The sequence below is a fragment of the Aeromonas ichthyocola genome, from assembly GCF_046087985.1.
GTDB classification, from domain to species: domain Bacteria; phylum Pseudomonadota; class Gammaproteobacteria; order Enterobacterales; family Aeromonadaceae; genus Aeromonas; species Aeromonas rivipollensis.
Map to the genome: position 1 here is coordinate 271,221 of NZ_JBJSWH010000004.1, position 24,500 is coordinate 295,720.

Consider the following 24,500-nt stretch of genomic DNA (forward strand, 5'->3'; position numbering starts at 1 on the left):
TTAGCAGATCCCGTCTGGCACTCTCTACTTGTTTTATTACAACCGTTGCACTTATTTAGGCTTTGCTCAGATACACCTTGAATTTGCCATCGCTGGCTATCACTTCGGTCCGTTTGAAGTGCGTATCCAGTATAGGTTGGTAACGCAGGAAGGCATTGGCGACTATGGTCAGGGCGCCATCGGCGGTCAAAAACTCGGGGGCCCTTGCCAGGAAGGTTTCGGTGGCGGCATAGAAGGTCTTGAGCCCGGCATGGAAGGGGGGATTCGAGACGATATGTTGGAATCTTTCGGCAATATCGGAATAGACATCAGAGGCATAGACTCGTCCCTGCAAGCCGTTGACCGCCAGGGTGCGGCGGCTGGACTCGAGCGCCAGGGCGCTGATGTCTACCATGTTCACCGTCAGTGCCGGGTTGCGTTTGGCCAAGATGGAGCCGATGACCCCGGCGCCACAGCCAAAGTCGAGCAGCTTGCCCTGCATGGGGGGCAGGCTCGCCAGCAGCATCTGGCTGCCGAGATCCAGCCCGTCGGCGCTGAACACCCCCGGCAGTGCCATGACGGTCAGCTCGGTATCAGCGGCCTTGCACTCATAGCGGCTGAACCAGGCATCCAGCTCGAAGGGGGCGACCGGCTTGCCGAGCTCGCCATGATAGAGGGAGCAGCGGCGCGCCGAGTCGCGTTTTATCGGCTTCTCGCCATAGGGGGCCAGCAGCTTGTCGGCCCCGTTGATGCCGCCCCGGTTCTCGCCGGCGAGGAACAGGTCTGCACCGCTTTCGAGCAGCGGCGCCATCATGGCCAGCAGATATTGCGCCTCGGCCTTGGCCTTGGGCATCAGCAGCAGCAGGGCATCGAAACGAGGGGCGCCGCCGAGCTGGTGATCGAACAGGATGCGCTCACCCAGGGCCGCCTGCTGGCTGAGGAAATAGCAGTAGTCTGTGGTGAAGACCGTCAGGGTGTCGGCCAGCTCGGGCAAGCTGACGAGGGTAATCATCTTCCATGGCGCCACACACCAACAGCCGTTTGCCGACAAAGAGGGCTTGATTACGTTCCAGCATCTGGCTGACGGCACTGACAGGACGGCTCATTGGGACTCTCCACGCTTTTTTGGGCGGCCATTATACATGGCCGCTTTCGCCTTGACATTTATGCTGTGTTCCCGAAATATGCCCAGACACCTTATTTATCCAGAGATGATGCAATGCGGTCATGCGTATCGAAACGAAAGCATAAACACAGCCTGACATTCGGGCCTGCTGGCGTGCGCGCGTAACCTCTCATCCCTGAGACGATTCAAGCCCCGGTAGCGACCCCCGTACCGGGGCTTTTTATTGACCAATCCATCTGTTTAGGAGAAGGAAATCCCATGTTTCAAGGTTCGATAGTTGCCCTGATCACTCCATTTCGACAGGGCCAGCTGGACGAGGCCGCACTGGCTCGCCTGGTGGAGTGGCACATAGAGCAGGGGACCCATGGCATAGTGCCGGTCGGTACCACGGGGGAGAGCCCGACCCTGACCCACGACGAGCATTGCCGGGTGGTGGAGCTGGTGGTCAAGCAGGTGGCGGGACGGATCCCTGTCATCGCCGGTGCGGGGTCCAACAACCCGGTCGAAGCCATCGAATACACCCGTTTCGCCGAGCAGATGGGGGCGGATGCCACCCTGCATGTGGCCGGTTACTACAACCGCCCGAATCAGGAAGGCTTGTTCCACCACTTCAAGGCGGTCCATGATGCCACCACCAAACCCATCATCGTCTACAACATTCCGCCCCGCGCCATCGTCGATGTGCAGCCGGCGACCCTGGCCCGCCTGGCCGAGTTGCCGCGCATCGCCGGCGTGAAGGACGCCACCGGCGATCTGGCCCGCCCCTGGACCGAACGCCAGCTCATCAAGAAGCCCTTTGCCTGGCTCTCCGGTGAAGATGCCACCGCCGTCGCCTACAACATCGGCGGTGGTCAGGGTTGCATCTCGGTGACGGCCAACGTGGCCCCCAAGCTGGTGGCCGAGGTCCAGAACCTGACCCTGGCCGGCGAGTGGCAAGCCGCCCGCGAGCTGCAGGACAAGCTGATCCCGCTGCATCAGGCCATGTTCGCCGAGCCGAGCCCGGCGGGTGCCAAGTACGCGGTCTCCCTGCTGGGCCTGTGCAACGAGGAGTGCCGTCTGCCGGTGATGCCGCTGTCTGACGCTACCCGCGAGCGGATCCGCGCCGCCATGCAGGCGTTGAATCTGTTGTAAAAACTGGGCTCTGGATCTCGCTTTTGACTGCCAGGTCAATTAATGGCCAGGCTTTGCCGATATACTCGCTTGGATACAACCAAGGATGAATTGGCATGCAAGAATGGGATCCGGAGCACTTCACCAGTTTTGAACATCTCTGTGAAGTGACCTTGGCCGCGGTCAGAGAAAAGACCGAGGCCGAGCAGATCTATCTGTGGCTGCGGGCGCCGACGCCCCAGCTCTATCACTACAGGCCCGAGCAGGGCTTGCTCTGCCTGAGCGCCGATCTGCTCAGCTCCCTCGACCTGCCTCTCCTCTTCATAGAGCGCTCCCTCGATCTCGGCCAGTTGCTGGTGGAGCCCATCGCGCCGACCAGCGCCATCTGGGAGAGCGTCGAGCCTGAGGTCCCGCGCCTGCGTGCCTGCTTCCCGCTCAAACGCCACAAGGGGCTGGAGGCCGTGGTCTATCTGGAAACCCGGCGCCGCCTCGATCGCCTGCCAAGGCGCCAGCAGCAGAGCATACAACTGCTGATGCACTACCTCGCCGCCGAGCTGGAGAGCCGGCGGCTGGCCGGTCAGGTCGATCTGGAGCGGGATCAGCGGATCAACACCCAGGCTGACCTCGTCCGCAGCCAGGCCCTGCAGGACTCCTTCCTCAGCATGCTGCAGGCGCTGCACCAGGTGGGGGTCAAGCTGTCGCGCTGTGACAGCGAGGATCGCCTGCTGCACGATGCCGTGGTGCTGGCGCGCCAGGAGTTGCAGTTCGATCGCATCGCCATCTTCCTGACGGACAGCGAATTCAAGACCATGCACGGGACCTGGGGCACCAACGAGGCGGGCGAGCTCATCGACGAGCGCCATTTCATCAGCCCCATTCCGGAGCACCCTACTGTGCAGGAGGCGCTGCGCCGCAAGGACTATGTGCTGGTGCTGGAAGACACTCCGCTCTATTACGAGAAGCAGGAGGTGGGACGCGGCTGGAATGCCATGGTGTCGCTCTGGGACGGGGGCACCCCCATCGGCTGGATCGCCGCCGACAACCTGCTCTGGCGGCGCCCGCTCAAGGCGTATCAAAGCGAGATCTTCAAGCAGTATGCCGCCGTGCTCTCCCAGTTGCTGATCCGCCAGCGCACCCAGGCGGCGCTCGAGCGTTTCAACCGTGACCTGGAGCTGCGGGTGCAGGAGCGGACCCGGCAGCTGGCCGACACCAACCGGGCGCTGGAGGAGGCTAACCGGCGTCTTTCCTTATTGTCGCTGGAGGATCCCCTGACCGGTATCGCCAACCGCCGTCAATGGGACATCACCATGGAGCGGGAGTGGGAGCGGGCCCGTCGCCATCAGGGGGTATTGGCGGTGCTGATGATAGACGTGGATGAGTTCAAGTCCTACAACGACCACTTCGGCCATGGCAAGGGGGATCAGTGCCTGCAACGGGTCGCGGCCCTGCTGCAGGAGACGGAGCGGCGGCGCACCAATCTGGTGGCCCGCTATGGCGGCGAGGAGTTCGTGATACTGCTGTGCGCCCCGCAACCCGGGGAGGCGGAGCGACTGGCGGAGCAGATCCACCAGGGACTGGAAACCCTGCAGATCCCCCATCCGGCCTCCCGAGTGGCGGCGACGCTCACCGTCAGCATCGGTTTCAGCTATCTGATCCCCTCCTCGGACAAGGGGTGGCAGACCCTGACCGAGCAGGCGGATCAGGCGCTCTATCACGCCAAATCGCAGGGGCGGGCCTGTACCCTGGCCTATCGCTGACTCGGGCCCACCCTCCCTCCTTTGTCACGGCATCAGGGCGGCGGCCCTCTTCCTCGGCATAAATGTGGTCGCAAGCGTTTCTCGCCCCTTGATGCGTGGCGATGATCCCCGGGTCTGGCTAGAATGGGGGCCCATTTTTCACAGACAGATCCTGCACCATGACCCTCTCCGGATTTCAAGGCCTGGTCTTCGACCTCGACGGCACCCTGGTGGACTCCATGCCCCTGCACCTGGCCGCCTGGGAGCATACCGCCCGCGAGTTTGGCTTTCAGTTCGATGCCGACTGGTTTTATGAGCTGGGTGGCATGCCCAGTCGCAAGATAGCCTTGCTGGTGGCCGAGGTGCAGCAGATAGCGCTGGATCCGCTGGTGGTGACGCGTTGCAAGACGGAGCACTATGTGGCCAACTTGCACAAGGCGACCCCTCCCGGCCATGCTGGATCTGGTCAGGCGCTATCACGGCCTCATCCCCATGGGCATAGGCACGGGTTCACCCCGCATCAATGCCGAGGCCGTGCTGCGCAATACCGGGCTGGATCGCTACTTCCCCGTGGTGGTGACCGCCGACGATGTGGAGCTGCACAAACCCCACCCGGATACCTTCCTGCTGGTGGCACAGCGACTCGGAGTCGAGCCTGAGGGCTGTCTGGTGTTCGAGGACACTGGCATAGGGGCGCAGGCCGGTGAGGCCGCGGGCATGCAGGTGTGCATGGTCAAGGAAGGGAAGCCGGTCGGATTGACCTACTGAGCAAACTGGTTGGCCATCGAGGCCGCCTGGGGGAGAAGACCCACTCTCATACGGGACAGGCATGACATGAGAGTGGGGATGCGCGTCGTCACCGATTGACGCAGCGGCAAGCTCAGAGCGAGGAGGAGGCGAGCATCACTGCTCGCTGCTACCGCCCTGATTGTCGTCATAACGGCTCGGGCCGCCGTGGGGGCGCGGGGCCATGGAGACCCGTGGCTTGCGGGCGCGCTGGATGCTGACCGCCGGGCGACCTGAGTGCATGGCGATGGTGGAGATCTTGGCCTTGTAGACCAGTTGCTGATTGCCATGGGCATCGGTCAACAGCACGCTGTACTGGTCGAAGCCGCTGATGGTCCCCTCCAGCTTGATGCCGCTCACCAGGAAGATGGCGACCTGACTGCGGTTCTTGCGCAACCAGTTGAGGGCAGAATCTTGCCCGTTCCCAAGAGAGAAGGCCTGCTCGATGGTGGAGTAGCTTGGGGATTCAGTTGTCATAAATTATTGTCCCGCGGAAAAAAAGTGGCGTTTGATTGTGCTAAATGGTCACAGGCTTGTCAAAGTCATTCTCACCCCGCCGCCAAAGCATCGGTGAACAGGGGCTGATGTGCATGGGCTTGAGCAAATATGCAGATAAATATGCCCCTCTTCCCTGGATGCAGAGTCGATCGATGCGACAAGACCCCCTTTCCAGGCCGCGCCTATGCCCATGTATCTCGCGTCCCTTAAGGCCCTGTACATGAACAGGGCTGGTGGTTAGCTGCGGTGGCTGCAATAATTGGCGCCTCTGGCCGTTCGCGGCCTCATGCTGGGGTCTTATCTTGCATCCGGTTTCACACCAACACCCAATTACCTATACCCATGACGCGACCGCGTGCGAAGAGTGTGACTTGCTGGTGCCGGCCACCGCGTTGGCCGTGGGGGAGACGAGCAGCTGTCCCCGTTGCGGTCACACCCTGAGTGCACACCTGCCGCAGCAGGAGCGCAGGCCCATCGCCTATGGCTTTGCGGCGCTCATCATGTTCGTACTCTCCAACGCCTTCACCTTCATGTCCTTCTCGGCCAAGGGGGTGGGGCAGGAGATGACCTTCCTGCAATGCATCACCACCCTGGTGGATCAGGGCTATCTGTTTCTGGGGGCCGTGCTGAGCCTGACCCTGATCGGCCTGCCGCTGGTCTATATCGGTTCCATCATGCTGGTGCTCTGGCGGCTCGACAAGGATCTGCACAGCAATGCCCTGCGCTCCCTCGGCCGACTGCTGTGCCGGATCAAACCCTGGCTGATGGTGGATGTCTTCCTCATCGGGGTGCTCATCTCCCTGGTCAAGCTGATGGGCATGGCGGATGTCAAGATGGGGCTCTCGTTCTGGGCCTTCGTAGGCTACACCGTGCTGCTGATCAAGATGATCTCGTCCCTGGACAGGATGTGGCTGTGGCAGCGGCTGTTCGGCCCGACCGAAGCGAGGGAACTGGATCCCGAAGCCAGTGCCCTGGCGTGCGGGCTGGTGGGTTGCCACATCTGCGGCGCGCTCAATGACGGCGATGCCCATAGCTGTTCGCGCTGCGGAGATCATCTCCATCACCGCAAGCCGGGCGGCCTGAACCGCACCTGGGCACTGCTCATCACCTCGGTGATCCTCTATATCCCTGCCAACCTTTATCCCATCATGGACACCGTCTTTTTGGGGGACGACACCCCCTCGACCATCATGGGTGGTGTGGTGTTGCTCTGGGCCATGGGCTCCTACCCCATAGCCGCGGTGATCTTCTTCGCCAGCGTGGTGGTGCCCCTGGTGAAGATACTGGCACTGCTGTGGCTCTGCTACATGGTGCAGCGTGGCCGGATCGGTTCTCCCCTTGGCAAGCTCAAGCTCTATCGCATGACCGAATTTGTGGGACGTTGGTCGATGATCGACGTCTTCGTGGTGGCCATATTGGCTGGCCTCATCCGGCTCGATAATCTGATGACCATCTACCCGGGCCCCGCGGCCATTGCTTTTGCCGGGGTCGTTTTGATCACCATGGTGGCCGCCATGAGTTTCGATTCCCGCCTGATCTGGGATTTACAACAAGGAGAGCGCGAACGTGAGTGAGCGTAAGACGAGGTGGAAACCGGGCTCTGACTTTATGAGCTCGGCCGCCGCTATCTGGATGGTGCCACTGCTGGCGCTGTTCATCGGAGCCTGGATGCTGTTCCAGCACTGGTATTCACAGGGCCCCAGTTTCACCCTGACGGTCGCCACCGCCGAGGGCATAGTGGCGGGCAAGACGGTGATCCGCTCCCGCGAGGTGGAAGTGGGTCGCATCGAGGCGGTGGAGCTTAGCGATGACTACAGCCATGCGGTGCTCAAGGCCCGTCTGACCAATGCCGCCGCCGGCATGCTCAAGAAGGACAGCCAGTTCTGGGTGGTCAAACCCAGGGTCGGACGGGAAGGGGTATCGGGTCTTGGCACCCTGCTCTCCGGGGCCTACATCGAACTCGCCCCGGGCAAGAAGGGCAAGGCGCGCGGTGAATACGCCATGCTGGACAAGCCCCCGCTCGCCTCGGTGGACGCCAAGGGGCTGAGGCTCTCCCTCAGCAGCCGCGATGCGCGTGCCCTGGGGGTCGGCTCCCCTATCAGCTATCAGGGCTTCACCATAGGCCAGATAGAAGAGGCCAAGTTCCTGCCAGAGAAGAGCGAGATGCAGTACCAGCTCTTTATCAATGCCCCCTACGACATCCTGGTGAGCAGCAACTCCCGCTTCTGGCTGACGCCGGGCTTCGAGGTCTCCATGAGCAGTGAGGGGATGAAGGTGAAGATGGACTCGCTGGAGAGCCTGCTGGACGGCGGCATCACCATGGGGCTGCCGCCAGGCTGGACACCCGGTGAGCCGGTCAAGCAGATGGACAGCTTCACCCTGTTCCAGGACGAGGCGAGCGTGCTGGCCGGTAGCCTGGATCAGTTCATCGACTACGTCTTCCTGTTCGAGGACAACGTGGGTGGCCTGCACCCCGGGGCGGCGGTGCAGTACCGCGGCATTCGGGTCGGCACCGTCATCTCTGCCCCCTACCTCATCGACGACAAGGGAGTGCAGATCTTCAAGAGCCGGCAGATCCCCGTGCTGGCCCGCATCGAGGTACAGCGCCTCTCCCATCGCTACGCCAACGCGGAGCGGGAGCAGTGGCGGGCCCTGTTTAGCAAGCAGTTCAAGGAGGGATTGCGGGCCAGCCTCAAGACGTCCAGTCTACTGACCGGCGGCAAGGTAGTGGATCTCAACTTCTATCCGGATGCCCCCGCCTATGAGCCCATCAAGCTGGCAGGCTATCAGGTGTTCCCGACGGTGCAGGCCGGGCTGGATCAGATAGAGCGCAAGGTGAACCTCATCCTCGACAAGTTCGTCGACATGGACATGGCCACCACGCTGACGCAGGTGAATACCACCCTGGCTACCCTGGACAAGACCCTCAAGCACATCAAGGCCGTGAGTGCCAATCTGGAGCAGTTCACCGGTCAGCGTTCGACCCAGCAGTTGCCCGAGTCGCTCAACCAGAGTCTCAAGCAGTTGCAGGAGACCCTGCAGACCTATGATGCCGGCTCCCAGACCAACCAGGAGCTGCGTCAGTCGGTGCAGTCTCTCAATCAGCTGATGGGGGAGTTGCAACCCCTGGTCCATTCACTGAACGAGCAGCCCAGTTCGCTGATCTTCGACCGCTCCCGTCCCCAGGACCCTGAGCCCAAGCGAGGAAAATGATGATGTCTCTGACTTTGCCAACCCTTAATCGAGAGGCCAAATTCGTAGATCTTCGACCGCATCCATTCCCCCAGGATCCTGAGCCTAAGCGAGGAAAATGATGAAAAAACGGATGATGACCCTGGCCTTGCTGGGCCTGCTGGCGGGATGCAGCGCAGCCCCTACGGCACTGCACTACTACTCGCTGGATGCGGAGATCCCGCAGTCGAACGGCGTCACGGCGCAGCCCCGGCACCAGCTGGTGCTGCGTCCCGTCGCCCTCTCTGGCCAGCTGGATCGGATGAGTCTGGTCTATCAGTTGGAGGGCAAGGAGCTGCACTTTGCCGAGTACCATCGCTGGGCGGGTTCGCTGGATGCCCAGCTGAACCAGCTTACCCTCAATGGCCTCTCCAGCAGGCTGCCGGGCTGGGTGATACGGCAGGATGGGGCCCGCAAGGGACCCGTGCTGACCATCTCGGTTGAACGCTTCCAGGGACGGCACGATGGCCGCGCCCTGCTGAGCGGTCGCTGGCGCTTGCTGACGGAGGAGGGAGTGGTGCTGCGGGACGTACCCTTCCAGCAGGAGCGGGTCTTGCCGGCCGATGGGTATGGTGCCCTGGTCGACGAGCTGGGGCAGGGCTGGCAGCAACTGCTCGATCAGATAGCGGCGGATGTGCGCACCCGTGGCTGAACGGGACAATGAAAAACGGGAGGCCTGGGCCTCCCGTTTTGTTATCTGACGCTGGGGTTATTGCTGAACTTCCGATACCCCTTGTACCTTGACCTCTACCCGGCGATCCGGGGCCAGGCAGACGATCAGGTCACGCCTGGACTGGTTGGTGCAGCTCTCGCCGGTGACAGGAGAGCTCTCGCCGTGCCCTTCCACGTTGACCTTGCCGGCAGGCAGCCCCTTGCCAACCAGATAGTCGGCGACTGTCTGTGCGCGCTGCTCGGACAGCTTCTGGTTATAGGCATCGGAGCCGAGACGGTCGGTATAGCCGATGACGGTGGCAGAGCCATCCTTGGGTCTGGCTTCCTCAATCTGGGTGTAGAGGGTATCCAGTGCCTGGCCGGCTTCCGGCTTGAGGGTGGCCTTGTTGAAGTCAAACAGCACATCCGAACTCAGGGTGAACTGCTTGTCGACCACCACGGGCTCGGGTGCCGGGGCCGGGGCTGCAACCGGCATGGCCGGCGGGACCTGGCCGAAGCGATAGACGGCGGCCAGCGAGAGCAGGCCGTTGTCCATGCGCAGGCCTGTGTCTTCACGACTGCCGTAAGGGGTGCTGTATTGGTACTCGAGGCGAGCTGCCCAGTCCAGGTTGAAGGCGTACTCGGCGCCAAGTGCACCGACGAAGGTGAAGTCGTTGTCGTTGTCCAGCTTGTCACTGCTGGTCCAGCCGTAACCACCACCGACGCGACCATAGAGATCAAGGTTTTCAGCTACCGGGAAGCCGAGCTTCAGGGTCAGCTGCGCCAGCTGCGCCTCGACATCGTCGTTGAAGACGGCCGCATTCCGGGTGCCGTTGTATTTGAGCTTGCCAAGGTAGTCGTAACCGAGTTCGATCCCCAGGTTCTGGTTGATCTGGTAACCGGCGAAGACACCGGCGCCCACTTCGTCGTCATCCTTGTCTTCGGTGGAGATGCTGTTGCTCTCGTCGACGCCGTAGAAGTTGGACCAACCCAGTTTGGCACCGCCATACCAGGTATTGTCTTGTCCGGCTGCCTGAGCGTTGGCCGCAAGCAAGCCTGAAACCAGCAAGGTAATCAGTGTTTTGTTCATATGAAGCCTCTGCAATTTGTCTGTGGGAGAGATCGAATGGATATCGCCTCGCCTCATGGGTTGGGCCTTTTTCGAGCCGCAACTCGCTTAAAAGTAGCTCGCTTTTTTAAAATCACAAGCAACTGATATAAAACATATTGTGATAACAATGTGCATCATAGAGGAGTCGGCTGATGACCGTGGGGGTATGACCCGATTCTGTGATGAGTGTCATACGAGTTTTATTGGTTCGTGTTGGGAAACAACTGACACCATTAAAGAGGCCGACGTGAAGTCGGCTTCTTGCATCAGTTTGCCTATCACTGGGGGATGAATTCGTATTCCCGTTCGATGAAGGTGGCGGCGCGCTCGCTCAGGGCGGCGTGCACGGCCGTGGTCGGGTGGACCTGATCCCAGAACATCTTGCCTTCACAGTTGAGCTCGCTGGCGCTGCGGCGAGCCATCGGACTGGCAACGGCCTGAGCCAGCAAGGGGTTGCCGGCGATGGCGAGGCGCTCCTGCGCATTGAAGGGGGCAAGCTGGCTGTCGGTGGCGGCGCTGCGGGACGAGAACGGCTTCCACACATAGCCCCCGCCGTAGCAGGCGTTCTCGGTGTCGCTCAGGCCGAAATTCTGCGGATCCCGCAGCATCTCGGCGAACTGCTTGTCGATCTCGAACAGCTTCACCATGCCGGTGGGGGCAAGCTGGCGTGCCAGGTTCAGCAGCAGCTCGTTGTGATAGCGGGAGACATGGCTGGCCGCCTCCACCACCTTCTGGCTGCGGGCCGAGGGGTTCTGGCCCAGATCCGGCAGGTTGAACAGCAGGATCTGCTTTGCCCCATGGAGCACCATGCGGTTGGCCGAGTCACTGATGACGTCGCGCACCCGCTTGGCGTCCAGCTCGGTATTCCAGCCATAGGCCAGATAGTCGTTGGCTCCGACCCAGAGGATCACCAGATCGTCCTCCTTGAAGCTGTCCTTCTCCAGGAATTGGGTGATCTCATAGTCCAGATTGTTGATGACCTGATACTTGGGATTCCAGGAGATCTTGTTGTAGGCCACGGCGGTGGCACCGCCTTCCGCTTCATTGACTATTTTCAGCCCCGGGAACGGCTGGGTCAGCCGCTCCAGCCAGACGGGGCCGTTGGAGAAGCGGCCCTGGTAGTAGGGCGGGCTGGAGGGAAGATAGCCGCGCATCTTGCCGTACATCTTGCCGGTGTCGGAGAGGCTGTCGCCGAACATCACTATGCGGGAGAAGGGGGGACGCGTCTCGGCGGCATGGGCCGTCAGGGCGAAGAGCCCCAGTAAACACAGAAGCCATTTGTTCATCTTGCTGTTCTCATTGAGTGGATGCAGGCGCTGCCCGCGGGCTGTTCCTCGAAGGCAAGGGGCTGGGGACCCCTGTTGCCAGGCTGCACGGTATCCACTCGAATACAATCTTGCAGCAAGCCATGGGCATTAAATCGATTGCGGTCACACTGGTCTCCCCTGGATGGGGGAGGCTTCACGTTTGTTTCACGCCAGCCCGGGCAAGATGCCTGCATACCCCAATGACAGGAGCGTGAAAATGAACAAAGCAAAGGTAATCGGCCTGGTGGCCCTGATGTCCGTCTCTTCTTTCGCCATGGCGGCCTATACCGGCCCCCAGGAGCAGAACAAGGTCTCGGTCGCGCAGTTGAAAGACGTGGCAGATGATCAGTGGGTGACCCTGGAAGGCAAGCTGGTCAAGCACCTTGGCGGCGAGAACTACACTTTCCGCGATGAGAGCGGCGAAGTGGAAGTGGAAGTGGACGGGGACGTGTGGCGCGGCGTCGAAGTGGGCCCGAACGATCTGATCCGCATCCGCGGCGAGGTTGACCACAGCTGGAACAAGACAGAGGTTGAGGTCGAGCACCTGGAGAAGATAGGTGCCGCTCCCCAGAGCAAGGGCGGCTTCATCGCCAAGTAAGTTCGCAGACCATGCTGACAGCAAGGGCGCTACATAAGCGCCCTTGCTGTTTTTGTGGCTGCCGTCAGCCCGCCCGGACGGCGACGGTACGCTTGAACCCCTTCTCTGCCTGATTGACCTTGTAGAGGTAGCGACGGGCCTCCGCCTTGGGGTGCTGCTCGGTCAGCACCTGATAGACAGCCTCGGGAGAGAGGCGGTTGATCATGTCAGGGGCCGCCTTGCGGTTGCTGGAGAAGGTGTTGAGCACCCCGCCCGCCCCGCCGTTGTAGGCGGAGATCACCGCATAGCGACGGGATTGGGGATCCTGGATATCCGCCAGATAGACGGTCTGCAGCAGGTGCAGATAGGCAGTCCCCATGTCTATGTTGTAGGCCGGATTGAACAGATCCTCCCGGGTCGGCTGGCCGTTCTTGCCCTTGACCCGCACATAGACGTCCCGTCCGGCGGTGGCCGGGATCACCTGCATCAGGCCATAGGCATTGGCATGGCTGACCGCATAGGGGTTGAAGCTGCTCTCTGTCTTGATCACCGCATAGATCAGGCTCTCGGCGGACGCCGTATTTGCGGGAGGCCTCGCGGATGATGCTGGCGTACTTGTAGCCGCGCTTGTCCTCATGGTTGGCCACCATGGGGATGTCGACGAAGAAGATGGTGCGGATGCCGAGGGTGCGTTTCTTCATCGCGCTGGCCAGCAGGTAGTCGGCATAGCGCTCCGCGCGCCAGCCGGAACGGATGGCCTGACCCTGGGTGTCCAGCACCTGGCCATAGAGGAAGGGCTCGCCACCGGGCATGATCTCTCTATCCGAATAGAGATCCACTTCCGCCGGATCGTCCGGGGTCAGCAGCGTCTCTATGATGGCGCGGCGCAGGTGGGCGCGGGGATCTATGCCCGAGACAGTCTCCACCATGATGTGGCCGCTGGAGAAGTCGACGTGGGCCCGGCTCTTGTATTGATCCGTGTATTTGACGTAGTCAAACTTGCCCGCAAACAGTGCCTCGCGTCCCCATATCTCGTTCACGTTATGGGAGAGCGCACTGATCATGTGTTCGAAGCCGCGGATGTCCTTGCCGTTGACCAGATCCTCGTCTTCTGCCCCGGGTTTGGGAGAAGAGGAGCAGGCAGAGAGAAACAGCAGGGCGCACAGCAGCCAAAAAATTCGACCCATAAGATCCTCAAACTGGGCGGTGGGGCCGCCCGTCACTCATTTGCCTTGAACCAGAAGAGGGCCAGCCGTCGATGGGCACTCAACCTGGATCACGGGGACAACTCATTGGCACAGTGCCGGGAGCCCCATGGCCGCAGATGCCGGGCTTCGGCACTCTGCGCCCTGCTCGCCGGCTCGGTTTACTGGCTGGGAGGGGTGTAACCGTCGATGGCCACTTCACCCGCTTCAAACAGGTAGTTCACCATCTCTTTTTCCAGCAGCTGGCGATGCTCGAGATTCATCATGTTCAGCTTCTTCTCGTTGATCAGCATCACCTGTTTCTTCTGCCATTCGGTCCAGGCTTCCTTGCTGATGTTGTCGAAGATCCGCTTGCCGAGTTCGCCGGGATAGAGTTGGAAATCCAGGCCAGGACCCTCTTTTTTCAGACGCTGGCAAAATACGGTACGGCTCATGTTGACCTCTGTGGTTGTAAGTCCGGGTAGGCGAGCAGGCGGGCCGTGGCGGCCGCCAATCCCACCTCGGCAGGATGGCGTAAGTTATACCAGAGTCGGGAATCCGCTTCCATGAGCAAGGGGGGCGGCGGGGCAGCCATTTCGATCAGCAAGGGCCGAATATCGAGGTGGAAGTGACTGAAAGTGTGGCGAAATCCAGCGAGCTCCCGGTAGTCGGTCTCATCGAGTCCCAGCCCCTGCAGGCGCCCTTCGATCTCGGCCAGGGACTCCACCTGGGGGAAGCAGTAGAGGCCGCCCCAGATCCCCTGGGGGGGACGCTTCTCCAATAGCAGCTGGTCGCCGTGGCGAATGATCAGCATGATGCCGTTGCGGGCCGGAATGCTCTTCTTCGGTTTGCTGTTGGGGTAGGCGGTGGGGTTGCCCTGCGACAGCCCCTGGCAATCGGCCTGCACCGGGCAGCGATCACAGGCGGGCTTGCTGCGGGTGCAGACGGTGGCGCCCATGTCCATCATGGCCTGGTTGTAGTGGGCCACGCCGAGCCGCGGGGTGAGGCGGGTCGCCAGCTCCCAGAGATCGTTCTCCACCTGCTTCTGGCCTGGCCAGCCCGGCAGCGCCAGCCAGCGGGTGAGCACCCGCTTGACGTTGCCGTCCAGAATGGCGTGGGGCTGGCCGAGAGAGAGGGAGAGCACGGCCCCTGCGGTGGAGCGACCTATCCCGGGCAGGGCCATCACCTCGTCCCGTTGCTCCGGAAACAGGCCGCCGTGCAGATCGCGGATCTGCTGGGCCGCCTTGTGCAGGTTGCGGGCACGGGCGTAGTAACCGAGCCCGGTCCAGTGGTGTAGCACCTCGTCGATGGGGGCGTCGGCCAGCGCCAGCACATCGGGGAAGCGGGCCATAAAGCGTTCGTAATAGGGGATCACAGTAGCGACCTGGGTCTGCTGCAGCATGATCTCGGAGACCCAGACCCGGTAGGGGGTCTTGTCCTCCTGCCAGGGCAGGGTCTTGCGGCCGTGGATCTGGTACCAATCCAGGATCCGGGTGGCGAAAGTGCTGTTATCTGAATTGTTCACATTATGCTCATGTTATTGATTTAAAACTAAATTGACTAACGTGTAGCGGTCTTGGCGCTGATACCAGTGCAACGCCCGGTTGGCGAAGGTGGTGTTGTTCGGATTGCTCACGTTGTTCTCATGTTATTGATTAAAAAGGGGAGCTCTCAGGCTCCCTCTTGAAATTGGTGGCCAGCTGCCTCGGGCTGGTAACGCGCGCTTCAGCGTGCCAGTCCTGCAGCGCCTTGAGGCTGACGTTCTGGCCGCCCACCTGCAGGATGATGTAATCCTGGGCGATGGCGAGCAGGGTGACGCCGGGGGCGACCTCGCTGCCTTCCCGGTAGGTGCGCCCGTTCAGGGTCACGGCCCGGTTGGCCGGGTTGGAGGAGAAGACGTGGGCGCCGTAGGCCAGCGGCGGCACCTGCTGGCGGAGTGCCGGCGGCAGGGCGCTGATCGGCATGGCCTGACTCTTCCGGCCTGGGGCGCGTCTCTTCCACCAGCGGGGTGTTGTTGAGGGCATTCATGATGCGCTCGGCCAGCCCCTGGCTGCTGTCGGCGGGTGCCGGTGCGGAGCTGGGCACGGCTTTGGGGATGCACCACGGGTTCTGGCAGGGGCGGAGGCAGCGGACGGGTGATCATGGGCCTGGGCTCGACCCGCACGAAGGGGGGCGTCACCACCTCCTTCACCTCCACTGTCTTCTCGATGGGGCGGTTGTTGAGCAGGTGCCAGCCATAGTTGGCGGCAGCCCCCATCACCAGGGCCAGCGGGGCCAGCAGCCACCGATCCAGCGCCGGTCTGCTCCTCTTCCTGGCTGACGGGCAGCCCCATCGCCGGAATATGCGGGGTGAACTGGGGCTGGTTCTGCCGCAGCGCCTTGAGCAGGGTGGACATCAGGAAGCGACAGTGTGTTGATAGCCTCATCGTTCATGGTATCCAGCGTGGCCGGTGTGCTGGCGCGCTGGGATTCATCCTCCAGCCTCGGCATGGGTTCACCGGCCACGGCATTCAGGCGCAGCAGGGTATTGCTGCCGGCGATGCCGTCCGGGGTCAGTCCCTGCTCGCGCTGGAACTGCTGCAGCTTGTTCTTGAGGGTGGCATCGAAGCGGCTCACCTTGCGATCCGGTTGCTGCATGGCGCGGCTCAGCGCATTGTCCAGCCACTGCACCTGGGTCGCACCGGCATTGCTGCCGATCAGGGTCACCCCGCCCTTGGGCATGCGCCACAGCAGGGTATAACTGCCCCCCCAGGCGTCGGAGAGCCACTGTCTGTCCACCTGCCAGCTCTGATTGCCGATGAGCAAGTAGGCCTTGTCCGGCCCCAGGCTGACCAGGGTGGCATAGTAGAGGCCGCCGGTCTCGTCGGTCAGGCTGATGAGGGCCGGGTGTTGCAGGGCCTGCAGTTGTGCCAGGCTGGCTTCCCCCTCCTGGCAGCGCAGCCCGGCGCGGGGGGCGTCGTCACAGGTCGACTCCTCCAGCTCGGTCTGGTAGCCCCACACCCTGTAGAGATTCTGCATGGCCACACCGGGGTCCAGTGCCTGATTGATGGCGCGGGTCAGCTGCTCCTGCTGCTCAGGGGTGTCATCCACCTTGACCGGCACTTCCACCTTGACCAGGGGGCGGGTCGGGAAGACCCCGAACCACTGCCAGCCCCACCAGCCGGTGGCGACCAGCAGGGCGCCGGCCAGCGCGACCAGCAGACCTGACTGCCAGGTGCCCTCGTCGCGGATGCCGCTCACCTCATAGGCCGACTGGCTGATGTCGCCGTGCACTATCTTGTGGCTGCCGCGGGCGAAGGCGGCGATCAGGGCGCGATCGCAGATGAGGTTGATGAGGCGCGGGATGCCGCCGGAGAGGCGATGCAGAGTCTGGATCGCCTTGGGGGTGAAGATGGGCTGGACGCAGCCTGCCACCTGCAGCCGGAAGCGCACATAGGCATCCACGTCCTGGCGGGAGAGCGGCAGCAGGTGATAGCGGGCCGTGATGCGCTGGGCCAGCTGGCGCAGCAGGGGCTGGCGCAACATCTGTTGCAGCTCCGGCTGGCCGATGAGCACCACCTGCAGCAGCTTCTTCTCGTCTGTCTCCAGATTGGTGAGCAGTCGCAACTGCTCCAGCACGCCGGGGAGCAGATGCTGGGCTTCATCCACCAGCACCACGCTGCGCTTGCCCGCCGCCAGATTGGCCAGCAGGTGATCGCGAATGAGATCGAACAGCTGCTTGAGGCTGGCCTCCTGGGCATAGGGCAACTGGAACTCGTCACAGATGGCCGCCAGCAGATCCCGCTCGGTCAGGGAAGGATTGAGGATGTAGGCGATCTCGGTCTCGGCGGGCAACTGCTGGAGCAGGCAGCGGGAGACTGTGGTCTTGCCCGTACCCACTTCCCCCGTCAGCAGCACGAAGCCGCCACCGTCCTGCAACCCGTAGTTGAGGTGGGCGAGGGCCTCCCCGTGACGTTCGCTCATATAGAGGTATTTGGGGTTGGGCGAGATGGAGAACGGGGGCTCCGACAGACCGAAGAACTGTGTGTACATAAGGATCCATTCCATTGTTATGGGCGGCAGGTTAAAGCCTCCCCAGAGGGATGTCAAAGACCCGGACGCCATAAGAGGGGCATCATAGCCGGTGCCCCAAATGCCTGGGGTGATCGCGCCCGGATTATGGCAATAAGCGGCCATCTTCCGGTGCTTTCTCCCGGGGTGGCGGGCGGGCCTCTTGCGGGCACATCGTCTATGACGGCCAAAAGCGGTATCATCGAGGCAGGTTTATCGAGGGAGAGTGCGCGTGCAGATTTATCTGGTTGGGGGGGCGGTCCGTGATCGCCTGTTGGGATTGCCCCAGGGGGACAGGGACCATCTGGTGGTCGGTGCCACTGTGGAACAGATGCTGAGCCTGGGGTTCACCCAGGTCGGCCGCGACTTTCCGGTGTTTCTCCACCCCAGCACCCAGCAGGAGTACGCCCTGGCGCGCACCGAGCGCAAGCAGGGGCAGGGCTATACCGGCTTCGTCTGCCACGCCGCCCCCGAGGTGACGCTCGAACAAGATCTGCTGCGCCGGGATCTCACCATCAACGCCATCGCCGAAGACGAGAGCGGGCAACTGCACGATCCCTATGGCGGCCTCCGGGATCTGGAGGCGCGGCTGCTGCGCCACGTCTCCCCGGCCTTCGCCGAGGATCCCCTGCGCATCCTGCGGGTGGCGCGCTTCGCCGCCCGTTTCCATGAGCAGGGCTTCGTGGTGGCCCCCGAGACCCTGGCCCTGATGCGGGAGATGACCGACGCCGGCGAGCTCGCCCACCTGACCCCGGAGCGGGTCTGGAAGGAGCTGGAGAAGGTGCTGCTGGGGCAGACCCCCAGGGTCTTCTTCGAGGTATTGCGCGACTGCGGCGCCCTCAAGGCGCTCTTCCCCGAGCTGGACGCCCTGTTCGGGGTGCCGGCCCCCGCCAAGTGGCACCCTGAGATAGACACCGGCATTCACACCCTGATGGTGCTGGATCAGGCCTGCCAGCGCTCCCCGGATCTGCCGGTCCGCTTCGCCGCCCTCTGCCACGACTTTGGCAAGGGCCTGACCCCGCCCGCGTTCTGGCCTAGCCATCACGGCCACGGCCAGAAAGGGTTGCCGCTTATCCGGGATTTCTGCGAGCGGTTCAGGGTGCCGAACGACTGCCGCGATCTGGCCCTGCTGGTGAGCGATCTGCACACCCACATCCACATCGCCTTCGATCTCAAGCCGCCGACCCTGCTGAAGGTGTTCGACAAGGCGGATGCCTGGCGCAGGCCGGAGCGCTTCGCCCAGCTGCTCGATGCCTGCCGCGCCGACTTCCACGGTCGTACCGGTTTCGAAGAGAAGGTCTACAGCCAGCCGGACTATGTGGCCCAGGCCCTGGCGGCGGCCCAGGCTGTGCCGGTCAAGGAGATAGTGGCGGCGGGCTTCAAGGGGGAGGGGATCCGCGAGCAACTCGCCAAGCGCCGGCTCGATGCCATCAGCCGGGTGCGCGACGAGTGGACCTTTATCGAGGAATAAGCGCCTCTGCAGGGTCGATGAGCTAAGCGTCAGCGACCGCGAGGCATGGACAAAAAAAGCCCGGGTCACTGACCCGGGCTTTTTCGTGCGCCTGCACGGCAAGCGGCTATTCACCGAGGCCGAAGCGCCCCTGTACGGGGTCGTAGTCGTAGGCCTCATAGTTGAAGTCGATCCCCTCGATGTAGGGATTCTCCAGCCGAAACAGCCGGCGGGTATGGAGGTGAGCGAAGCTCAGGGAGGGTTTGAAGGTCTTCAGCCAGAGCGCCTGCGGGAGCCGTCGCGCCAGGCGGCCTTGAGCCCCTGTTGCACCCGTTCGATGGCCTGTTGGTTGCTGTTGTGGGTGAAGAAGACCCTGGGCAGCGGATAGTAGAGCGCCACGTTCTCATCCATCACCAGCCCGGGGACATCCCTGTGATTCAGTTTCTCCTGGGGCAACTCGTTGATCCCGCGGCAGAAGAGTGCGAAGCGGCCGCGCGCCACCATCTTGAACAACTGCTCGTAGCCCTCCACCTCCTGCACCTTGAAACCGGCCCGCTGCAGGATCTGCACGTCGAGCCAGCCCTTGCCCTGACCGATGTCGAAGCGCTTGAGCCCCGCCAGACTGGTCACTCCGGCGACGGCGCTCTGCTGCTCGGGGCTGACGAAGCAGATGCGGTAGCTGACGATGCCGAGGTGGATGGGAAAGCGCACGTAGTCGATGCCGCTCATGTCCCGGTCGGAGCGGTAGCTGTCCATGGCGAACAGGTTGGGGTAGTCATTGAAGCGCAGGCTGACCCACATCCGGGCCAGGGTCATGGGGGGCGCGGCCTGCATCTTGTAGTCGCCATGGCTGGCGCGGGTCTTCTCCAGCGCCAGGCGCAGCAGCTCGCGTCATAGGTGCTTCTGGGATCATGCTCGCTCTCCGGACTCATGTAGGTGAACAGGGTCGGGCTGGCCAGCACGGGCAGGGCCAGCAGCAGGGCGAGCAGCGGGGTCCAGTGCATCATGAGCTCCTGTGAAAGGCTGAGACTCCTCTGAGTGTAGTGGCTCTCCCCGGCGGCGGCGGGGAGCAGCCGGAGTCACTGCTTGCCGCTGGCCGGCTCGCCGGGCCCGAAGTGCTGGGGTGAGGGGATTGTAGAGGTAGGGCTGGTAATCGAAGTCGAGCCCTTGCAGCAAGGGGTTGTCCAGCCTGAACAGCAGACGCTGGTCCAGCCTGGCAAAATCCAGCGCCGGCTTGAAGGTCTTGAGCCAGAGCGCCTGCAGGGAGCCGTCCTGCCAGGCCAGTTGCAGGCCGGCCCGAACCCGGCGCAGGGCGTGCTGGTTGTCCTTGTGGCTGTAGAAGAGGTGGATGAAGGGGTAGTAGAGCGCGAGATGCTGGTCGACCGTCAATTGCCCCAGATCCCGGTGCGTATCCAGTTCGGTCAGCAGCTCGTTGGCCCCCCGGCAGAACGAATCCACCCGGCCGCGCACCACCAGCTTGAACAGCCGCTCGTAACCCTCCACCTCCTGCACCTTGAAGCCGGCCCTGCGCAGTATGTCGGCATCCTGCCAGCCGCGGCCCTGGCCATGGCTGAACTGCTGCAGCTCGTGCAGGGTGCGTACTTGGGCCACGGCCTGCTGCTGCTTGGGGCTGACGAAGCAGATGCGATAGCCGAGGATGCCGAGATCCACCGGAAAGCGGACATAGTCGAGGTCGTGGCTCCCCTCCGGGCGCGGGAAGCTGTCGATGGCCAGCAGGTTGGGGTAGAGGTTGTACTGCAGCACCTGACGCAGCCGGGTTCGGCTCATGGGCGGGGCCGGACGCAGCTCGTAGTCGCCGAAGCTGTCGCGGGTCTTCTCCAGCGCCAGTTGCAGCAGCTGCTGGCCGTAGAGGGTGCGCAGGTCCCGCTCACTCTCGGGGCTGACGTGGGTCCTATGTCCAGGGCCGGCAGAAGGGGGAGAAGAACAGGCTGCCGGCCAGCAGCCCGAGGATCATCACTCTGTGGTTCATCATACCGCTCACTGCTGTCACATTGAGTTGAGTGTAGCGGCTGTGGCGCCAAGGCTGGGTCCTGGTCTGGCAAAATCGGCTCTACCTTCATGAATCTTCCAACTGCTGCTTCAACAGCCGGTTCAGCAGGGGGCCAGCAGGTCACCAGCCCAGCGCCTTCGCGATCATCATCACCATGCTGGAGACCACCCCCTCCTCGTTGCCCATCTGATACGCCTCGCGCGCCGGCGCCGGCGCCGAGCACCAAACCCCGCCCCCTTGCCGAGTCGGCTGCGAATGGCCAGCAGGGTAAGCACGCTCTCGCCGACCGCCATGCCGATGACGCCGGTCAGCACCACGAGGGGTGGCGAGATTGGTCTGGCCGCCGATGGCGCGGGTCGCCTCCACCGCAAAGGGGGTGGTGATGAGCGCATCGCCAGACTGCGCTGCAGCATGTCGGAGATCGAGCCAGCGGGCCAGCAGCACGGTACCGCCCACCGCCATCACCACCGAGGCGACCACCCCCACCGACAGCGACAACCAGTGGCGGCGAATGAGCTGGCGGTTCTCGTAGACCGGCACCGCGAAGGCGACGGTGCGCTCGAGCAGCCACAACAGCCAGTGGGATTCGGCCATGCAACCCATAGGGATGTGGAACAGCATCACCACCGCCACCAGCAGGCGGGCCAGCAGCAGCGGCATCAGGGGCAGGATGCGCTTCTTGCCGTAGAGCCACTTGCTCGGCGTAGTAGAACAGCAGGGTGAGGGCGAAGCAGAGCAGGCCGAGCAGGGTATCAACATGACCTACGACTCCGGCGGCGAGGTTCATCAGCGCGATAAACCCGGTCCACCACCAGCGCCGTGGCGCCGAGCACCAGCACTGGTGCTGAGCAGCAGCACCACCATGATGCGCCACCTCCTGCAGCAGCAGATCCGACAGTTGACCACCGCCACCACCGCCGGCACCAAGAACAGCAGCATCTCGGCCAGCAACCAGCGGGCGCCGGCGCTGAACCAGTGGGTCTTGACCACGCCGAGCAGGATCAGGGCCAGCAGGGCCAGCATGCCGGTGAGGTTGGCGGGCAGCGGCAGATGGAGGTACGTACCGCCAGATCCGCCAGCAGCCAGATGGCGGCCAGCAGGGCGATCTGGAAGGGGGTCTGGAACCAGCGAATGCAGAGGGCTTTGATCTCAGGTCTTTCTGTGAACTTGCTCACAGTATAGAGAGAGGCCAGACCTGCAAAAAATGAATTTAAATTATCAAAAATCATGCGAAGAGGCAGGACGGCGTTTTGCCGCTCCGCCAGGAGAGAGCCATGGACATCCGCGCCCTGCGTTACTTTGTCGAACTGGTGCGGACAAGCTTCACCCGCGCCTCCAGAAACTGTTCGTCACCCAGCCCACCATCAGCAAGATGATCCGCAACATGGAGGAGGAGCTGGGTCAGCCCCGCTGAGCCGCGCGGTGCGCCGCTTCACCCTGACCGACAGCGGCCGGGTGCTGATCAACCGGCTGAATACGATCCTGGCCGAGATGCAGCAGCTGGAGGCGGAGCTCGCCGATCTGCAGAGTCCTGCAATTTGGCCGGCTGGCGCTCGGCATTCCGCCCATGGCGGGGGTCACGTCTATGCCGATCTGATCCGCGCGACCGCAGCCGCTACCCAGGGTCGAGCTCTCCATCGTCGAGTACGGCGGCAGGCGCATCGAGCAGGCGGTGCTGGAAGGGGAGCTGGATTCCGCCATCACCAGCGCCGCCGACCAGGGAGGGGGCGCCTCAGTGCGCTGGAGCTGGACCAGTACCCATTGAGGTAGTGCTGCCCGACCTGCCGCACTGGCGGGATTGCCCTGAAATCCGGCTGGAGGCGCTCTACGAGCCCTTCTTGCTCTACACCCAGGCCTTCACCCTGAGCGAGCGGCTGGAGCAGGCGTGCCGAGTGGCCGGCTTCGAGCCCCAGGTGGCGGCGCGCAGCAGCCAGTGGGACTTTCTACCGCCATGGTGCGCAGCGGCATGGGGGTCGCCTTCTGCCCGAGCCCATCTGCCGGCGGCTGGCGCCGGATGGCCTGGGATCGGCGACCGCTGGTACCCGAGCTGAGCTGGCGGCTCGGGGTGATTTCTCGGCGAAGCGCGACCCCTCCCGTACCGCCGAGGCCTGGCTGGCGCTCTGCCGCGAGCAGGGAACCCTCGGCTCCCGAAGGCTGAGTGGACGGGCCGCCTTCAGCGGGGCGGCCAGCAGGCTGTCCAGCGGGCGGCGCAGAGACGGCGCAGAGCCTGGTTGTCGAGGGAGGCAAAACCGAGCAGCCACCCCTCCTGCGTCGGCGGGCCCAGGTAGAACTGGCCGAGGGGGCGCAGCCCCAGCCCCTGTGCGTTGGCGGTCTCGTCCAGCGCGCCTCGCCGCCGGGGAACAGCACGGCGCACTGCAGGCCAGCCCCGCTGTGGATGGGGCGTAGGGCGGGGCAGTGGCTGGCCAGCTCTGCCAGCAGCAGGTCGCGGCGGCTCTGGTAGACCAGCCGGCTCGCGCAGGTGGGTGGCGAAGTGGCCGGCGCGGACGAAGTCGGCGGTCACCGCCTGCAGCAGCTGGTTGCTGTGGCCGTCGACCGCGGCCCGGGCCCGACAGTAGGCACTCGATCAGCGGCCTGGGCAGTACCGAGGAGGCGAGGCGCAGCGAGCCGAACAACACCTTGCTGAGGTGCTGACGTAGAGCACCCGTCCCTGACCATCCAGCCCCTGCAGGCGGGAGTGGCCGTCGATCAACTGTACTCGCCGTCGTAGTCGTCTTCCAGGATCCAGGCGCCGTGCCGCTCGGCCTCGGCCAGCAGCGCCATCCGCCGCGGCAGGCTCATGGGCACGCCGAGTGGATACTGGTGGGCGGGCGTGGTGTAGATGAGCCGTGGCGCCTGGCGCTCCCCCGTGGTTTCGAGCCCTTCATTCACCGGCACCGGGTGCACCCGGCGCCGGCACTCTCCATGGCGGTGCGGGCCCCGGGGTAGCCGGGATCTCGACCCAGACGGTATCGCCGGCATCGATCAGCAGCTGGGTTGCCAGCAGGATCCCCTGCTGGGAGCTGGTGAGGATCAGGGATTGGTCCGGCTCGCATACCACGCCGCGCGACTGCACCAGATAGCTGCTGATGGCGCCGCGCAGCGCCTCCAGCCCCTGCGGCTCCCCGGCGTTCATCCAGTCACCGCGTGCCGGCGCCACTGCTGCTGCATGAACCCGCCCCACAGGGCCTGGAAGAGGCGGGGATCCGGCTGGTGAGGCAGGAGCGGCCCACCTCGGGCACGTCGTGACAGGCGCCGCTGTCGGCCATCTCCTGACCTCGGCGCGACAAGCCGGCCGCCGACTGGGGCGGGCGCGGAGTCGGGGAGACCGCAGCCAGAGCAACGAAGCCGCCGGGCCCCACCTTGCGCACCAGATAGCCCTCCGCCTCCAGCCGGCCATAGGCCAGCTCCACCGTACTGCGGGAGACCCCCTCGACATTGGCGGCCAGCATGCGGCTGGCGGGCAGCCTGCTGTGCTGGGACAGGTGGCGGCGAGCATGGCCGAGCGCAGGGTGCGGACCAGCTGTTCGTGCAGCGGACATTGGCTTGCTGGGTGGCAAACAGGGTGGGCAGGGCAGGCATGGGGATCTCCCTGGCTCAGAATTGGTCTGCCCAGATCGGGATTGGTCGGCGTGGCAAGGCCATTATGCGCCATTCAGGCCCAAGGTTCGGGATTCACGAGTCCGCAAATGAAAG

General features: G+C 63.4%; 13 protein-coding genes and 10 pseudogenes. 9 read left to right on the forward strand and 14 right to left on the reverse strand.

The window, feature by feature from the left end:
* Window positions 1–55 precede the first annotated feature (55 nt).
* Window positions 56–1,085 (reverse strand): annotated as a pseudogene (gene rsmC / locus ACF2JD_RS13760) (16S rRNA (guanine(1207)-N(2))-methyltransferase RsmC).
* Between the two features lie 278 nt (window positions 1,086–1,363).
* On the opposite strand from rsmC, the gene dapA reads away from it, so the two are divergent.
* The 3 genes and pseudogenes from dapA to ACF2JD_RS13775 all read left to right on the forward strand — a co-directional run bounded on the left by dapA (window position 1,364) and on the right by ACF2JD_RS13775 (window position 4,719).
* On the forward strand, window positions 1,364–2,236 hold the full coding sequence (dapA, locus tag ACF2JD_RS13765; RefSeq protein WP_440987618.1) for a 4-hydroxy-tetrahydrodipicolinate synthase: 873 nt from the start codon (window positions 1,364–1,366) through the stop codon (window positions 2,234–2,236).
* Window positions 2,237–2,331: 95 nt separating this feature from the next.
* Entirely contained in the window at window positions 2,332–3,972 is a 1,641-nt protein-coding gene (locus ACF2JD_RS13770; RefSeq protein WP_440987619.1) for a diguanylate cyclase domain-containing protein, read from the forward strand.
* Window positions 3,973–4,130: 158 nt separating this feature from the next.
* Window positions 4,131–4,719: pseudogene (locus tag ACF2JD_RS13775) on the forward strand (HAD family hydrolase).
* A gap of 135 nt (window positions 4,720–4,854) precedes the next feature.
* On the opposite strand, the gene hfq reads toward ACF2JD_RS13775, so the two are convergent.
* Complete coding sequence (hfq, locus tag ACF2JD_RS13780) at window positions 4,855–5,214, reverse strand: RNA chaperone Hfq (RefSeq protein WP_106885723.1); 360 nt, start codon at window positions 5,212–5,214, stop codon at window positions 4,855–4,857.
* Between the two features lie 323 nt (window positions 5,215–5,537).
* Here hfq and ACF2JD_RS13785 point away from each other — a divergent pair, with 323 nt between their 5' ends.
* From ACF2JD_RS13785 to ACF2JD_RS13795, 3 genes are all read left to right on the forward strand, one after another.
* Complete coding sequence (locus ACF2JD_RS13785; RefSeq protein ID WP_440987620.1) at window positions 5,538–6,809, forward strand: PqiA/YebS family transporter subunit; 1,272 nt, start codon at window positions 5,538–5,540, stop codon at window positions 6,807–6,809.
* Window positions 6,802–8,448: an intermembrane transport protein PqiB gene (gene pqiB, locus ACF2JD_RS13790; protein WP_163154617.1), complete on the forward strand. Its 1,647-nt coding sequence runs from the start codon at window positions 6,802–6,804 to the stop codon at window positions 8,446–8,448. The genes ACF2JD_RS13785 and pqiB overlap by 8 nt, the downstream gene beginning before the upstream one ends.
* A gap of 100 nt (window positions 8,449–8,548) precedes the next feature.
* Entirely contained in the window at window positions 8,549–9,118 is a 570-nt protein-coding gene (locus ACF2JD_RS13795) for an ABC-type transport auxiliary lipoprotein family protein (RefSeq protein ID WP_440987621.1), read from the forward strand.
* Between the two features lie 57 nt (window positions 9,119–9,175).
* On the opposite strand, the gene ompA is transcribed toward ACF2JD_RS13795, so the two are convergent.
* Together ompA and ACF2JD_RS13805 are read right to left on the reverse strand one after the other, a co-directional pair.
* Window positions 9,176–10,207: a porin OmpA gene (gene ompA, locus ACF2JD_RS13800; RefSeq protein WP_163137597.1), complete on the reverse strand. Its 1,032-nt coding sequence runs from the start codon at window positions 10,205–10,207 to the stop codon at window positions 9,176–9,178.
* 299 nt (window positions 10,208–10,506) lie between these two features.
* Complete coding sequence (locus tag ACF2JD_RS13805) at window positions 10,507–11,514, reverse strand: SGNH/GDSL hydrolase family protein (protein ID WP_171276895.1); 1,008 nt, start codon at window positions 11,512–11,514, stop codon at window positions 10,507–10,509.
* 238 nt (window positions 11,515–11,752) lie between these two features.
* Between ACF2JD_RS13805 and ACF2JD_RS13810 the strand changes: the two genes are divergently transcribed.
* Window positions 11,753–12,133: a YgiW/YdeI family stress tolerance OB fold protein gene (locus ACF2JD_RS13810; protein ID WP_440987622.1), complete on the forward strand. Its 381-nt coding sequence runs from the start codon at window positions 11,753–11,755 to the stop codon at window positions 12,131–12,133.
* A 64-nt stretch (window positions 12,134–12,197) separates the two neighbouring features.
* On the opposite strand, the pseudogene mltC reads toward ACF2JD_RS13810, so the two are convergent.
* The 5 genes and pseudogenes from mltC to ACF2JD_RS13835 form a co-directional block, all read right to left on the reverse strand.
* Window positions 12,198–13,299 (reverse strand): annotated as a pseudogene (gene mltC, locus ACF2JD_RS13815) (membrane-bound lytic murein transglycosylase MltC).
* Window positions 13,300–13,478: 179 nt separating this feature from the next.
* Complete coding sequence (locus tag ACF2JD_RS13820; protein WP_025328361.1) at window positions 13,479–13,751, reverse strand: oxidative damage protection protein; 273 nt, start codon at window positions 13,749–13,751, stop codon at window positions 13,479–13,481.
* Complete coding sequence (gene mutY, locus ACF2JD_RS13825; protein ID WP_440987623.1) at window positions 13,748–14,821, reverse strand: A/G-specific adenine glycosylase; 1,074 nt, start codon at window positions 14,819–14,821, stop codon at window positions 13,748–13,750. Before mutY ends, ACF2JD_RS13820 begins: the two co-directional genes overlap by 4 nt.
* Before the next feature lie 202 nt (window positions 14,822–15,023).
* Window positions 15,024–15,692, reverse strand: a pseudogene (gene exeB, locus ACF2JD_RS13830) (GspB family T2SS assembly factor variant ExeB); the annotation flags it as partial.
* A 7-nt stretch (window positions 15,693–15,699) separates the two neighbouring features.
* Window positions 15,700–17,328 (reverse strand): annotated as a pseudogene (locus ACF2JD_RS13835) (ExeA family protein); the annotation flags it as partial.
* Between the two features lie 250 nt (window positions 17,329–17,578).
* On the opposite strand from ACF2JD_RS13835, the gene ACF2JD_RS13840 reads away from it, so the two are divergent.
* Window positions 17,579–18,817, forward strand: coding sequence for a multifunctional CCA addition/repair protein (locus tag ACF2JD_RS13840; protein WP_106885733.1), 1,239 nt, complete (start codon window positions 17,579–17,581; stop codon window positions 18,815–18,817).
* A gap of 106 nt (window positions 18,818–18,923) precedes the next feature.
* Here the strand turns inward: ACF2JD_RS13840 and ACF2JD_RS13845 are convergent.
* The 4 genes and pseudogenes from ACF2JD_RS13845 to ACF2JD_RS13860 form a co-directional block, all read right to left on the reverse strand.
* Window positions 18,924–19,800 (reverse strand): annotated as a pseudogene (locus ACF2JD_RS13845) (hypothetical protein).
* A gap of 75 nt (window positions 19,801–19,875) precedes the next feature.
* Window positions 19,876–20,771 (reverse strand): annotated as a pseudogene (locus ACF2JD_RS13850) (hypothetical protein).
* 156 nt (window positions 20,772–20,927) lie between these two features.
* Window positions 20,928–21,566, reverse strand: a complete 639-nt coding sequence (locus tag ACF2JD_RS13855; protein WP_440987624.1) for an LrgB family protein — start codon at window positions 21,564–21,566, stop codon at window positions 20,928–20,930.
* Window positions 21,560–21,955: pseudogene (locus tag ACF2JD_RS13860) on the reverse strand (CidA/LrgA family protein). Before ACF2JD_RS13860 ends, ACF2JD_RS13855 begins: the two are co-directional and overlap by 7 nt.
* Window positions 21,956–22,081: 126 nt before the next feature.
* Between ACF2JD_RS13860 and ACF2JD_RS13865 the strand changes: the two are divergent.
* Window positions 22,082–22,943, forward strand: a pseudogene (locus ACF2JD_RS13865) (LysR substrate-binding domain-containing protein); the annotation flags it as partial.
* 32 nt (window positions 22,944–22,975) lie between these two features.
* On the opposite strand, the pseudogene pdxR reads toward ACF2JD_RS13865, so the two are convergent.
* Window positions 22,976–24,386: pseudogene (gene pdxR / locus ACF2JD_RS13870) on the reverse strand (MocR-like pyridoxine biosynthesis transcription factor PdxR); the annotation flags it as partial.
* Window positions 24,387–24,500: the final 114 nt, after the last annotated feature.

Bases quoted from the DNA above. Each gene is read 5' to 3' on its own strand.
- dapA (WP_440987618.1), top strand. From the start codon at position 1,364: ATGTTTCAAGGTTCGATAGTTGCCCTGATCACTCCATTTCGACAGGGC.
- ACF2JD_RS13770 (WP_440987619.1), top strand. From the start codon at position 2,332: ATGCAAGAATGGGATCCGGAGCACTTCACCAGTTTTGAACATCTCTGT.
- hfq (WP_106885723.1), bottom strand. From the start codon at position 5,214: ATGACAACTGAATCCCCAAGCTACTCCACCATCGAGCAGGCCTTCTCT.
- ACF2JD_RS13795 (WP_440987621.1), top strand. From the start codon at position 8,549: ATGAAAAAACGGATGATGACCCTGGCCTTGCTGGGCCTGCTGGCGGGA.
- ompA (WP_163137597.1), bottom strand. From the start codon at position 10,207: ATGAACAAAACACTGATTACCTTGCTGGTTTCAGGCTTGCTTGCGGCC.
- ACF2JD_RS13805 (WP_171276895.1), bottom strand. From the start codon at position 11,514: ATGAACAAATGGCTTCTGTGTTTACTGGGGCTCTTCGCCCTGACGGCC.
- ACF2JD_RS13810 (WP_440987622.1), top strand. From the start codon at position 11,753: ATGAACAAAGCAAAGGTAATCGGCCTGGTGGCCCTGATGTCCGTCTCT.
- ACF2JD_RS13820 (WP_025328361.1), bottom strand. From the start codon at position 13,751: ATGAGCCGTACCGTATTTTGCCAGCGTCTGAAAAAAGAGGGTCCTGGC.
- ACF2JD_RS13855 (WP_440987624.1), bottom strand. From the start codon at position 21,566: ATGTTGATACCCTGCTCGGCCTGCTCTGCTTCGCCCTCACCCTGCTGT.